The 13,070-nt window shown below is 67.9% G+C and carries 11 protein-coding genes; 2 read left to right on the forward strand and 9 right to left on the reverse strand.

What is annotated here, in order from left to right; genetic code table 11:
* Positions 1-2: 2 nt before the first annotated feature.
* From LMQ14_RS18320 to dxr, 9 genes are all read right to left on the reverse strand, one after another.
* Positions 3-557, reverse strand: a complete 555-nt coding sequence (locus tag LMQ14_RS18320; RefSeq protein WP_267735581.1) for an alpha/beta hydrolase — start codon at positions 555-557, stop codon at positions 3-5.
* 75 nt (positions 558-632) lie between these two features.
* Positions 633-2,132, reverse strand: a complete 1,500-nt coding sequence (locus tag LMQ14_RS18325; protein ID WP_267730955.1) for a cobyric acid synthase — start codon at positions 2,130-2,132, stop codon at positions 633-635.
* Positions 2,133-2,145: 13 nt separating this feature from the next.
* Positions 2,146-3,003: a type I methionyl aminopeptidase gene (gene map, locus LMQ14_RS18330; protein ID WP_267730956.1), complete on the reverse strand. Its 858-nt coding sequence runs from the start codon at positions 3,001-3,003 to the stop codon at positions 2,146-2,148.
* 123 nt (positions 3,004-3,126) lie between these two features.
* A complete protein-coding gene (locus tag LMQ14_RS18335) occupies positions 3,127-3,714 on the reverse strand; it encodes a DUF1707 SHOCT-like domain-containing protein (RefSeq protein WP_267730957.1) in 588 nt (195 codons plus the stop codon).
* Positions 3,715-3,766: 52 nt separating this feature from the next.
* Positions 3,767-5,596: a penicillin-binding transpeptidase domain-containing protein gene (locus LMQ14_RS18340; RefSeq protein WP_267730958.1), complete on the reverse strand. Its 1,830-nt coding sequence runs from the start codon at positions 5,594-5,596 to the stop codon at positions 3,767-3,769.
* A 178-nt stretch (positions 5,597-5,774) separates the two neighbouring features.
* Positions 5,775-6,629, reverse strand: a complete 855-nt coding sequence (locus LMQ14_RS18345) for a GNAT family N-acetyltransferase (RefSeq protein ID WP_267730959.1) — start codon at positions 6,627-6,629, stop codon at positions 5,775-5,777.
* 55 nt (positions 6,630-6,684) lie between these two features.
* Positions 6,685-7,863, reverse strand: coding sequence for a flavodoxin-dependent (E)-4-hydroxy-3-methylbut-2-enyl-diphosphate synthase (ispG, locus tag LMQ14_RS18350; RefSeq protein ID WP_267730960.1), 1,179 nt, complete (start codon positions 7,861-7,863; stop codon positions 6,685-6,687).
* Between the two features lie 21 nt (positions 7,864-7,884).
* The gene (locus LMQ14_RS18355) at positions 7,885-9,108 is read right to left on the reverse strand and encodes a M50 family metallopeptidase (RefSeq protein WP_267730961.1); all 1,224 of its coding nucleotides are present in this window, start codon (positions 9,106-9,108) and stop codon (positions 7,885-7,887) included.
* A 6-nt stretch (positions 9,109-9,114) separates the two neighbouring features.
* Complete coding sequence (dxr, locus tag LMQ14_RS18360) at positions 9,115-10,371, reverse strand: 1-deoxy-D-xylulose-5-phosphate reductoisomerase (protein WP_420714540.1); 1,257 nt, start codon at positions 10,369-10,371, stop codon at positions 9,115-9,117.
* Positions 10,372-10,636: 265 nt separating this feature from the next.
* Between dxr and LMQ14_RS18365 the strand changes: the two genes are divergently transcribed.
* Complete coding sequence (locus LMQ14_RS18365) at positions 10,637-11,170, forward strand: fasciclin domain-containing protein (protein WP_420714696.1); 534 nt, start codon at positions 10,637-10,639, stop codon at positions 11,168-11,170.
* Between the two features lie 133 nt (positions 11,171-11,303).
* Positions 11,304-13,046 (forward strand): cytochrome c biogenesis protein DipZ, encoded by a 1,743-nt coding sequence (locus LMQ14_RS18370; protein ID WP_267730964.1) that lies wholly within the window; start codon positions 11,304-11,306, stop codon positions 13,044-13,046.
* Positions 13,047-13,070 lie beyond the last annotated feature (24 nt).

Below are 13,070 nucleotides of genomic sequence, written 5' to 3' on the forward strand. Positions count from 1 at the left end.
CGCTACCAGGTGCTGGTGCGCAGCACGATCTCGGCTGCCAGCTGCGCGGTCGATTCTTGGGCATTGCGCCGTCCGAGCAGATCCACCGAGCGGTAATCGGCGTAGACGAACCGCTGGCTGTTGCCGGCCACCGTCCGTCCGGCCGGTGTGCTGACCAGCACGGTGGTGCCGATCTCCACCGGCGGACAGTGGTCGTCACGGACCACGCCGTTGACGTCGGCCACTCGCGGGTGTCCGCGGTCGACGACGACCAGGCCGACAAACCGGCCCAGTTTGGTCGCCGCCAGCTCCCAGGCGATGTCGCCGCCGGCGCGGTCGCCCACCACCACCGCCCAGCCGATGCCCAGCCCGTCGAGGATGCCGATCACCGACTTCGGGGTCAGCCGTGGGTCGAGACCGATGACGATGGTGCGCAGCGACGCGGTGTGGAGGCGCTCACAGACCGCGTCATAGGCGGCTAACTCGCGCTGTTCATCGCCGAGGATGACGACGACGACACCCTTCTCGGGACCGGACACGCCGACCGGGACGGGAAACCCGTCGAGCGTGGTCATCATCGAGGGCACTTACGCACGCTACAGCCAATATTGACACTGCGCGAGGTTTCTCCGGCGCCGCGCGAGCCGACGGCGCTACGGCCGCAGTTGGCTTGCGATGTGCGGTCGGGGCGGCGGGCCGTCGAGCAGGCCGAGGACGGCGTCCACATCGAGGTGGGACGCCAGCAATCCGGCGGCCACATCCAGTTGGGCGTCGCGTCGCGCCGCGACGTCGGTGTCGTCGGCGACAACGAACCTTGTCCGTCCGGCGGCCGCGGCGACCTCGGTCAGCCAGTCGCGGCGAAAGCCGTCGTTGTCGAGCAGCCCGTGCCAGTGCGTGCCGAACACCGCGCCGTGTGCGAGGCCGTGCAGGTCGTCGCCCGCCTGAAACCACGGCTCGTTGATGTAGCGGGCAAGCCGGCCGTGGTGGATTTCGTATCCGCGCAGCGGCCGCTCCCAGCGCCGCAACACCTTGTCCGCGGCGAACACGACGTCGGCGTCCAGCAGGCCCAGCCCGTCGACGAGCCCGGCGCCGGATTCCACGGTGTCGTCGATGCGCCGGCACAGCATCTGGAATCCCCCGCAGATGCCCAGCACCGCCTTGCCGGCCCCGGCGTGCTCGGTGATCGCGGCGGCCAGGCCCTGATCGCGCAGCCAGTGCAGGTCGGCGACGGTCGCTTTGCTGCCCGGAAGCACCACGAGATCGGCGTCGGCCAGGTCGGCCGGGTCGCTGATCCAGCGCACCAGCACACCCGGCTCGCAGGCCAGCGCCTCGATGTCGGTCGAGTTGGAGATGCGGGGCAGCCGGACCGCGGCCACCTTCAGCCACTCGCCGCCCAGCGGCGGCGCCGGCCTGCCGACGACGCGATGCGCGACGACCGACAGCGAGTCCTCGGCGTCCAGCCACAGCTCGTCGGTGTAGGGCAACACCCCATAGGTTGGGCGGCCGGTCATTTCGAGGAGTTGGCGCAGCCCGGGCTCGAGCAGCGCGGGGTCGCCGCGGAACTTGTTGACGACGAAGCCCGCGATCAGCGCCTGGTCGTCGGGCTCGAGCACCGCGACCGTCCCGAACAAATGAGCCAGCAGGCCCCCACGGTCGATGTCGCCGACCAGCACGACGGGCAGGTTCGCGGCCCTGGCCAACCCCATGTTGGCCAAATCCGTGGCACGCAGGTTGATTTCGGCGGGCGAGCCGGCGCCTTCACAGATCACCACATCGAATTCGTCACGCAGCGAAGCCAAGTCGTCGGCAACGACCTGGGCGAGCCGGTCACGATGCTCGAAATAGCCTGCCGCGGTGACCGATTCGGCGACGTGTCCCCGGATCACCAGCTGCGACGTCCGGTCGCTGCCCGGCTTGAGTAGGATCGGGTTGAACCGCACGCTGGGCTCCAGCCCCGCGGCCCGGGCCTGAATCGCCTGGGCCCGGCCGATTTCGCCACCCTCGACGGTGACCGCGGAGTTGTTGGACATGTTCTGCGCCTTGAAGGGCGCGACCCGCACGCCCTTGCGGGCCAGCAACCGGCACAGGCCCGCGACCACCACCGATTTCCCGGCATCGGAGCTGGTGCCCGCGACCAGCAGAGCGCCGTTCACGTGCGCGAACGACTCAGGCGACCGTGAGGATTTCGACGCCGGTGTCGGTGACCAGCAGGGTGTGTTCGAACTGTGCGGTCCACTTGCGGTCCTTGGTGACCACGGTCCAGCCGTCATCCCAGATTTCGTAGTCCAACGCGCCGAGGTTGATCATCGGTTCGATGGTGAACGTCATTCCGGGCTGGATCTCCGCGGTGACCGACGGCTGATCGTAGTGCAGCACAACCAGTCCGTTGTGAAACGTGGTGCCGATCCCGTGACCGGTGAAGTCGCGAACCACGTTGTACCCGAACCGATTTGCGTAGGCCTCGATGACACGGCCGATGACCGACAGCGCGCGCCCGGGTTTGACGGCGTTGATCGCCCGCATCGTCGCCTCACGAGTGCGCTCGACCAGCAGCCGGTGTTCCTCGGACACGTCGCCGGCCAGGAACGTCGCGTTGGTGTCGCCGTGCACTCCGTCGATGTAGGCGGTCACGTCGATGTTGACGATGTCGCCGTCGGCGATCACCGTCGAGTCGGGGATGCCATGGCAGATCACCTCATTGAGCGACGTGCAGCACGACTTCGGGTAGCCCTTGTAGCCCAGCGTCGAGGGGTAGGCGCCATGGTCGACCATGTACTCGTGCGCGATGCGGTCCAGCTCGTCGGTCGTCACCCCGGGCGCGACCGCCTTGCCCGCCTCCGCAAGTGCCGCGGCCGCAATCCGGCCGGCGACGCGCATCTTCTCGATCACCTCGGGCGTCTGCACCCACGGCTCGGTGCCCTCCTTGGCTGTCGGCTTGCCGACATACTCGGGGCGCGGGATGCGGTTGGGCACCGGCAGAGTCGGGGACAACACTCCGGGCGAAAGCGCGGTGCGAACAGGCATGCCGCTAGCTTAATCGCGTCTTTCTCGAGCGTGCCGAGCGTCACGCGTGCAGTGGCGCTGGTGAGCGTGAAGCCAAGGCGCCACTAGCGCACATTTCCCGCCGTCACGGCACACTCGAGGCTGTCAGCGCGCCCGCGATGGCCAGCGCAGCGAGCGGCGCGGTCCGTGGATGGTCACCGAGCCGCACACCACCCGCCCGGTCAGCACCACATGCGGCCGGCCCTCGCCGGGGGCGTCCTTGCGGCGGTCGCGGGCACTGCCCACATAGACCTCGACGTCGTCGATCGACGCACTGGCGCCATCCGGCAGCCAGATATCGACCGAGCCGAACCGCACGTCAAGCTCGACGACCACCACCGGGCCGGCGAACCGGGCCTTGGTGAGCTCGAGTTTGACCGATCCCAGCCGGCGTACCAGCGCTAACCGGGTGGGCACCGTCCACTCGCCGTGCCGCTTGAGCGAGCCGGCCCAGCCACGCAGCTCGATCCGATCCGTGGCCGAGGTGACGATCGCGCCCGGCCCGGGCAGATCACCGACCAGGCCGTCCAGCTCGCCCTGGGTGCGCGCATAGGAGACCCGCGACGAGCGCTGCTCGAACTCCTCGATATCGATCAGCCCGAGCGCAACCGCGTTGTGCAGCCGCCGCATCGTGCCGTTGCGGTCCGCATCGGAGACGCGCAACGTCACCATGTCCCCGCCGGTATCCGTCATGTTCGCAATTTACCGCTGTCGCGGGCCTTTGAACCGGTCACGCCCCGGCGCCTCAGGCCAGATAGCCCGGCGGCAGCGACTCGAACATGAATTTGGTCATCCGGACCGCCCATTCCGAGCTGCCGCCCCCGACGATCAGCGCGGCGAAGGCCAGATCGCCGCGGTAACCGGCGAACCAGGAGTGCGACCCACCCGGGAACTCGGCCTCACCGGTCTTCCCGTAGATCTCGCCGCAGCCGTTGATCTCCTTGGCGGTCCCGTTGGTGACCACCAGCCGCATCATCGGCCGCAGCGCGTCGATCATCTTCGGGCTGATCGGGGTGCTGTCGCCCTCGACCGTTGTCGGACGGCCCGCGATCAGTTGCGGCACAGGGGTTTTCCCGGCCGCGACGGTGGCCGCCACCAGAGCCATGCCGAACGGACTGGCCAGCACCTTGCCCTGGCCGAAGCCGTCTTCGGTGCGCTCGGCCATGTCGACGGTCGGCGGCACCGACCCGGTCACCGTGGTGATGCCGTCCACCGTGTAGTCGACCCCGATCCCGTATTGGGAGGCCGTCTGGGTCAGGCCGCGGGGCGGCATCCGGCTGCTCAACTCGGCAAACGTGGTGTTGCAGGAACTGGCGAACGCGCGCGACATCGACACCACGCCGAGGTCGAAGCCGCCGTAGTTGGGGATGGTGCGGTGCCCGATGTCGAGATGGCCCGGGCAGCCGAGCATCGAATTGGGCGTGGCCATGTCGCGGTCGACGGCGGCGCCGGCGGTGACCATCTTGAACGTCGACCCGGGCGGGAACAGGCCGTTGGTGGCGGGCAGGCCGTCGGCGTCGGCCCCGCCGTTCTGCGCAATCGCCAGGATCTCCCCCGTCGACGGCTTGATCGCGACGATCATCGCCTTGCCGCCCTTGTTGTCCACGGCGCGCTGGGCGGCGTTCTGCACCACCCGGTCCAAGGTGATCGACACCGACGGCGCCGGCGCTCCTTCGACCTCGTGCAGCACCGCCACGTCGACGTTGTTCTGGTTGACGCTGACCACCCGCCAGCCCGCCTGACCGTCGAGTTGGTCGATCACGGCCTTCTTGACTGCGCCGACGACGGCCGGCGCGAAATGCGGGTCGGTGGCCAGCATGTCGGCCTGCGGGGTGACCACGATGCCCGGCAGTCTGCCGATCGCGGGAAACACCTTGTCGTTGTCGGCCGGGAGCAGCGTGACGCCCAGGTCCACCTGGTGGGACGTCGAACTGGCCTGCTCGGCCAGCAGCTGCGGGTCGGTCAGCGCGTTGTTGAAGGGCCGCAGCACGTCGACGATCGTGTGGGTGGTGAAGCTCAGCGACTGCGGCGCCCCAGCCTGGGTGGCGTCCAGCGTGTAGTGATAGCGATAGCCCGGCGCCAGCACATCGCTGCCCCCGAGTTCGTTCACCGAGGCGCGCCGCGGCTGATCGGCGCGCAACGCGAACGTCTGGTGCTCACCCAGCTTGGGATGCAGCCCGTTCGGGGCCCAGCGGACCTCCCAGCGCCCCTCGTCACGGGCCATCTTGAGCTGGCCGTCATAGCTCCATACCCGGTTTTTGGGCAGCTGCCAGCTGAACCGATAGCTGACCGTGCCGGTGTCCTCGGCGTACTTGGAGCTGAGGATCTGCGCGTCCAGGTGGGTCGCCTGCAGCCCGGCCCAGGCCGCGTTGAGCGCCTCGCGGGCCTCGTTGGGGTTGTCGCTGAGTTGGGCGGCCGTCGCGGTGTCGCCAATGGCCAAGGCGCGGAAGAACTTCTCCGCGGCGGGGCCGGGGCCGTCGGGCCGCGGCGTGCATCCAGACAGCGCGGCGGCCGCGACGAGCAGCAGGGCGACGGCGGCCGAAACAACTGATACTGGTGAGGTTTTTGTGGCCATCGTGACTGATGTTAAGAACTGAGGCGTCTGCACCCCCGCAGACACACCGAGACCTCACCGTGATGTAACGCGGGGAACGTCCGTTGTGCCGAATGCCCGGCCGGCCGGGCGTCCGCGGCCGAGTGTGCGGCCAGCCGGGCGCTCGCGCGGAAGGCGCTGGTCCGGAAGGCGCTGCCGGCTAGTCCAGCAGGACCGTGGCGAAGGTGCCGACCTCGGCGAAGCCCACCCGGGCGTAGGCGGCCCGGGCCACCTCGTTGAAGTCGTTCACGTAGAGGCTGGCGATGCGCCCGCTGCCGACGATCACGGCGGCCAGCATCGCGGTGCCGCGAGAGCCGAGCCCCAGGCCACGCCACTCCGGATGTACCCAGACGCCCTGGATCTGGCCCACCGCAGGCGATTGCGACCCGACCTCGGCCTTGAAGACGACCTGACCATGCTCGAACCGGGCCCAGGCGCGCCCGGCGGCGATCAGGCTGGCCACCCGGCGGCGGTAGCCGCGGCCGCCGTCGCCGAGCCGCGGGTCGATGCCGACCTCGCCGATGAACATGTCCACCGCGGCCACCAGGTACGCGTCCAGCTCCTCGGGCCGCACCTGGCGCACCTCGGGGTCGAGCTCACACATCGGGTGTTTGGTCAGCGCCATCAGCGGTTGGCGTTCGCGCACGTCACGCGCCGGCCCCCAGGCCGTCTCGAGCCGCTCCCACATCGGCAACACCAGGCTGGCCCGCCCGACCAGCGAGGAGCAGCGCCGCGTCCCGCCCATCGCCTCGTCGGCAAACGCATTCAGGTCGGCCGGCAGCCCGCGCAGCGGGATCAGGTTGGCGCCGGCGAAGCACAGCGACTCGTCCGCGCCGCGGCGGGTCCACAGCTCCCCGCCGATCGCGCCGGGGTCGATGCCGTGATCGGCGACGCGGGAGGCAACCATGCAGGACCCGATCGGGTCCTCGTCGAGTACCCGCCACACGGCCGCGGCGTCACGCACCACGGACACCCGTCTGTCGCCGACTAGGCGAAAAAGGGGCGGAGCCGACATCTGGCGAACTCTCTGTGGTGCGAACTGTAGGCCAGCAAGAGCGAACTGGTCCCAATCAGCTTACGGTGACAATTGGCGTCCCGCTTGCTGTTGTGCCAGGACCGTTATCACTTTCCGTGGCCTCGCCCATTTCGGAAGCCAACCGCATCGCCTCTTCGATCAAGGTCTCGACGATCTGTGCTTCGGGAACGGTCTTGATCACCTCGCCGCGAACGAATATCTGGCCCTTGCCATTTCCCGAGGCAACGCCGAGATCGGCTTCGCGGGCCTCCCCCGGGCCGTTGACGACGCACCCCATCACCGCGACCCGCAACGGCACGTCGAGCCCGTCCAGGCCCGCGGAGACCGCGTTGGCCAGGGTGTAGACGTCGACCTGGGCGCGACCGCACGACGGGCAGGAAACGATCTCCAGCCCGCGCGGCCGCAGGTTCAGCGATTCGAGAATCTGGATGCCGACCTTGACTTCCTCGACCGGTGGCGCCGACAAGGACACCCGGATGGTGTCGCCGATCCCCCGCGACAACAGGGCGCCGAAGGCCACCGCCGACTTGATCGTGCCCTGGAAGGCCGGCCCGGCCTCGGTCACGCCGAGGTGCAACGGGTAGTCGCACGCCGCGGCCAGCTGCTCGTAGGCGGCGACCATCACGACGGGGTCGTTGTGCTTGACGCTGATCTTGATGTCGCCGAAGCCGTGGTCCTCGAACAGCGAGGCCTCCCACAGCGCCGACTCGACCAGCGCCTCGGGCGTGGCCTTGCCGTACTTCTCCATGAACCGCTTGTCCAGCGACCCGGCGTTCACGCCGATGCGGATCGGGATGCCGGCCGCGCCGGCCGCCTTGGCGACTTCACCGACCCGGCCGTCGAATTCCTTGATGTTGCCCGGATTGACCCGCACCGCAGCACATCCGGCGTCGATCGCGGCGAAGATGTACTTCGGCTGGAAGTGGATGTCGGCGATCACCGGGATCTGGCTGTGCCGGGCGATCTCGGCCAGTGCGTCGGCATCCTCCTGACGCGGGCAGGCCACCCGGACGATGTCGCAGCCCGCCGCGGTCAGCTCGGCGATCTGCTGCAGCGTCGTGTTGACCTCATGGGTCTTGGTGGTGCACATCGACTGCACCGAGATCGGGGAATCGCTGCCGACCCCGACGTCGCGGACCAGCAGTTGGCGCGTCTTGCGCCGGGGCGCAAGGGTGGGCGCCGGCGCCTCCGGCATGCCCAGGCCAATGTCCACTGTTCGAATTCCTTCGGCTAGTTACTGAAAGAGCCTGATCGGGTTGACCAGATCGGCGGTCACGGTCAGCAGCATGTAGCCGACCACGAAAACCAAGACCACATAGGTCGCAGGCATGAGCTTGAGGTAGTTCACCGGCGCCGCCGCGACCATGCCGCGGGCCGACCGGATGAGGTTGCGGATCTTTTCGAACACCGCGACGGCGATGTGACCACCGTCGAACGGCAGCAGCGGCAACAGGTTGATCGCGCCCAGGATCAGGTTCAGCTGCGCCAGGAAGAACCAGAACGCCACCCACAACCCGTGGTCGACGGTGTCGCCGCCGATGATGCTGGCGCCGACGACGCTCATCGGCGTGCCCGGGTCGCGCTGTCCGCCGCCGATCGCATGCACCAGCGCGCCGACCTTGGTCGGGATCGCGACCAGCGCCTTGCCCACCTCGGCCGTCAGTTCGCCGGTGAAGGCGAAGGTGGCGGGGATGGCGCCGAGCACGCCGTAGTGCGTGGGCGTGACCTTGACGGCACCGACGCCCATCGCGCCGACCGTTGAGGGTGCGGGCTTTCCGTCCTGCCCCTTGCCTCCGGTGGTCAAGTAGCGCTGCGTTTGGGTGATGTCGACGTAGGCGGTGATCGGGGTGCCGCCACGTTCGACGACGACCGGCACGGTGCCGTGCAGCTTGCGGATCGCGGCGGCCATGTCGTCGAAGGTGGACACCGAGGTGTCACCGACCTTGACGACAACGTCGCCCGGGCGGATGCCGGCCAGCGCGGCCGGACCGGCGCCGGTGCAGTCACCGAGCTTGCCAGGCGCGACTTCTGGTGCGATACAAGCGGTTTCGCCAACGATCGCCCGGGTGGGCGGGTGCAGGTTGGGCAGTCCCCAGATCAGCGCGATCACGTAGATCAGGGCCAGGCAGATGATGAAGTTCATGCCCGGGCCGGCGAACAGCACCGCCACCCTCTTCCAGGTCTTCTGCTTGTACATGGCCCGGTCGGTCTCGTCGGGCGCGAGCTCCTCGACCGGGGTCATCCCGGCGATGTCGCAGAAGCCGCCCAGCGGCACGGCCTTGACGCCGTACTCGGTCTCGCCGCGCCGCGTCGACCACAGCGTGGGGCCGAAGCCGACGAAATAGCGGCGCACCTTCATGCCGGTGGCACGGGCGACCCACATGTGGCCGCACTCGTGCAGGGCCACCGAGATCAGGATGGCCAGCGCGAACAGCACAATGCCGATTGCGAACATCATCAGGCGCTAGGACCTTTCTAAGACCATTCCCGAGGCCCTTTTGGAGACTCCCGCGGGGCTTGTAGTTGCGATTGCGCGCTGCGCTCGCTCCCGCGCCCAGCGCTGCGCGTCCAGTACCTCATCCACGGTAGCGGGTAAAACGGCCCATTGGTCGGCGGCGCTCAGCACGTCGGCGATTGTTCTGACGATGGCCGGAAAGCCGATGCGGCCGTCCAGGAAGGCCGCCGCGGCCTCTTCGTTGGCGGCGTTGTACACCGCGGTCATGCAGCCGCCGGTCTCGCCGGCCTGCCGGGCCAGCTCGACGGCCGGGAACACGTCGCTGTCCAGCGGCTCGAATTCCCAGGTAGAGGCGGTGGTGAAGTCGCAGTACGCGGCCGCCCCGGGCACCCGCCGCGGCCAGCCCAGCGCCAGCGAGATGGGCAGCTTCATGTCCGGCGGGCTGGCCTGGGCGATCGTCGAGCCATCGATGAACGTGACCATTGAATGAACAATCGACTGAGGGTGCACCACGACCTCGATGCGGTCGTAGGGAACGCCGAACAGCAGGTGGGTTTCGATGAGTTCGAGGCCCTTGTTCACCAGCGACGCCGAGTTCAGCGTGTTCATCGGGCCCATTGACCAGGTCGGATGGGCACCGGCCTGCTCGGGGGTGACGGCCTCCAGGTCGGCGGCCGCCCAGCCGCGAAACGGTCCACCCGAGGCGGTCAGCACCAGCTTGGCGACCTCGTCGGGAGCGCCGCCACGCAGGCACTGGGCCAGCGCGGAGTGCTCGGAATCCACGGGCACGATCTGCCCCGGGCGCGCCGCCTTCAGAACCAGCGGACCGCCGGCGATCAGCGATTCCTTGTTGGCCAGCGCCAGCCGGGCGCCCGAGCGCAGTGCCGCCAGGGTCGGTCGCAGGCCCAGCGCCCCGACCAGGGCATTGAGCACGACGTCGGCCTCGGTCTCCTCGACCAGCCGGGTGACCGCGTCGGGCCCGTGCCACCGGACATCACCGAGCGCCGCGGCGGCGCGCTCGTCTGCGACGGCGATGTTGGTCACCCCGGTTTCGGTGCGCTGACGGGCCAACGTGTCCGGGTTTGCCCCGCCGGCCGCCAGCCCGACCACCTCGAAGCGATCCAGGTTGGCGGCGATGACCTCCAGCGCCTGGGTGCCGATGGAGCCGGTGCTGCCCAACACCAGCACACGGATCGGACCGTCGTGCGTTGCGGTGGTCGGGGTGCTCACCCACTCATTGTGCCGCTCGGTGCTCCCTCGAGGCATTACCCCGTCGAGTTTTCGCCCGACATGCAAAGCAAGCGATTGTCGGACCCATCCGTGACGTGCGTCACTCCGAATCACTTCTGTTAACCGGGAGGACGGCGATAAGGCCGTGTTGAGCAAAGGAAGCAATAGTCACATGATCAACGTGCAGTCCAAGGCAGTTGCGACGGCGAGCCTCGCAGCTATTGCGATCGTGGGTTTCTCGGGGTGTTCGAGTAACAAACCCGCGGCCCAGAGTTCGACCAGCGCGACAGCTACCAGCAGCATGGCGATGTCCGCCACCACGTCGGCAACAGCGGACCCCGCCGCGGACCTCATCGGGCCGGGGTGCTCGGCTTACGCGGCGCAAAACCCCTCGGGTCCGGGTTCGGTGGCCGGGATGTCGCAGGATCCGGTCGCGACGGCGGCGTCGAACAACCCGATGCTGACCACATTTACGTCCGCGTTGTCGGGCAAGCTGAACCCGGGCGTGAACCTCGTCGACACCCTGAACAACGGGCAGTACACGGTGTTCGCCCCGACTGACGCCGCATTCGGCAAACTTCCGCCGGCCACGGTCGACAAGCTCAAGACGGACGCTCCGCTTCTCAAGAGCATCCTGACCTACCACGTGGTGCAGGGTCAGTTGAGTCCGGCCAAAGTCGACGGCACCCACGCGACCCTGCAGGGCGCCAACTCGACGGTGACGGGTCAAGGAAACGATCTCAAGGTCAACGACGCGGGCGTGGTGTGCGGCGGGGTGCACACCGCGAACGCGACGGTGTACCTGATCGACACGGTGCTGATGCCGCCGGCCTAGTACCGTTCGCCGAACACAAGGTAGGGCAGCCCGCCGAGCGGGTTGCCCTACCTTGTCGTCTACCCGGGTCACGGTACCGAAACTCGTTGCCGCCCTTACCAATCCATGACCACAGCGGCGACGAATACCAACCATGTTGACCCTTGCTTTGGTCGGCTTCCTCGGAGGCCTGATCACCGGTATCTCACCCTGCATCCTGCCGGTGTTGCCGGTGATATTTTTCTCGGGCACCCAGCGCGGCGGCGCGGTGACGTCACCGGAATCCGAAGGTGCCGTGGCGGTTCGGCCGAAACGCGACCTCTCCGAGACCCTGCGGCCGTACCGGGTGATCGGCGGTCTGGTGCTCAGCTTCAGCGTGGTGACCCTGCTCGGCTCGGCACTGCTGTCGCTGCTGCACCTACCGCAGGACGCCATCCGCTGGATCGCGCTGGTGGCGCTGGTAGCGATCGGCATCGGTCTCATCTTTCCCAGGTTTGAGCAGCTGCTCGAGCGACCGTTCGCCCGCATCCCCCAAAAGCAAATCGCCAACCGCAGCAATGGTTTCGGGCTCGGTCTTGCGCTGGGCGTGCTTTACGTCCCCTGCGCGGGACCCGTCCTCGCCGCCATCGTCGTGGCCGGGGCCACCTCAACCATCAGCGCCGGCCTCGTCGTGCTGACCGGCGCGTTCGCGGTCGGCGCCGCGCTGCCGCTCCTGTTCTTCGCGTTGGCCGGCCAACGGGTGGCCCAGCGTGTCAAGGCTTTTCGGAGCCGACAGCGCGAGATCCGGATCGCCGCGGGAATCGTCACGATCCTGCTCGCGGTCGCGCTGGTGTTCGACCTGCCCGCCGCGCTGCAGCGGGCCATACCGGACTACACGGGCCCACTGCAGCAGAAAGTGGGCGGCGCAGACCAAATCCGCGAGAAGCTGAACCTCGGCGGCATCGTCAACGCCCAGAACGCGCAGCTGTCGAACTGTAGCAATGGATCGCCTACCCTCGAAAGCTGTGGTCCCGCACCCGATCTCAAGGGAATCACCGAATGGCTGAACACCCCGGACGGCCAGCCGATTGCCCTGAATTCGTTGCGCGGCAAAGTTGTACTGATTGATTTCTGGGCCTATTCCTGCATCAACTGCCAACGCGCCATCCCGCATGTCGTCGGCTGGTATCACGCCTATCGGGACAGCGGTTTCGAGGTCATCGGCGTGCACACCCCGGAGTACGCGTTCGAGAAGGTGCCGGACAATGTCGCCCGAGGCGCGGCGGATCTGGGTATCACCTATCCGATCGCGCTGGACGACGGCTTCAGCACCTGGACGAACTATCGCAACCGATACTGGCCGGCCGAATATCTGATCGACGCCAACGGCACAGTGCGCCACATCAAGTTCGGCGAAGGCGACTACAACGTGACCGAGAAGCTGATCAGGCAGTTGCTCACCGATGCGAAGCCGGATGTCAAACTCCCCCCGGCTGTCGACGCGGCCGACACCACCCCGCAGCCTGGCCTCACGCCGGAAACGTATTTCGCCGTCGGCAAGATGGTGAACTACGGCGGCGGCGGCAGGTACGACGAAGGCCATGCGACATACGAATTTCCGCCGGCCTTGAAACCCAACAGCTTTGCCTTAGCCGGACCGTGGTCACTGGACTATCAGGGCGCGACGGCCGACGGCGATAACTCGGCCGTCAAACTCAACTACCAGGCCAAAAACGTCTACATCGTCGCCGGCGGAACCGGAACCCTCACCGTGGTGCGGAACGGACAGCCGACGACGGTGCCGATCAGCGGGCCGCCGACGTCGCATCGGATTGTCGCCGGCTACCAGGTGGGTCCCGGAACACTCGAGGTGCGGCCCAGCCGTGGGCTACAGGTGTACTCCTTCACCTACGGGTGATCTCAGGTTGCAATCAATCCAACG

Origin of the sequence: Mycobacterium sp. Aquia_213 (assembly GCF_026625985.1) — a bacterium.
Classification (GTDB): Bacteria; Actinomycetota; Actinomycetes; order Mycobacteriales; family Mycobacteriaceae; genus Mycobacterium.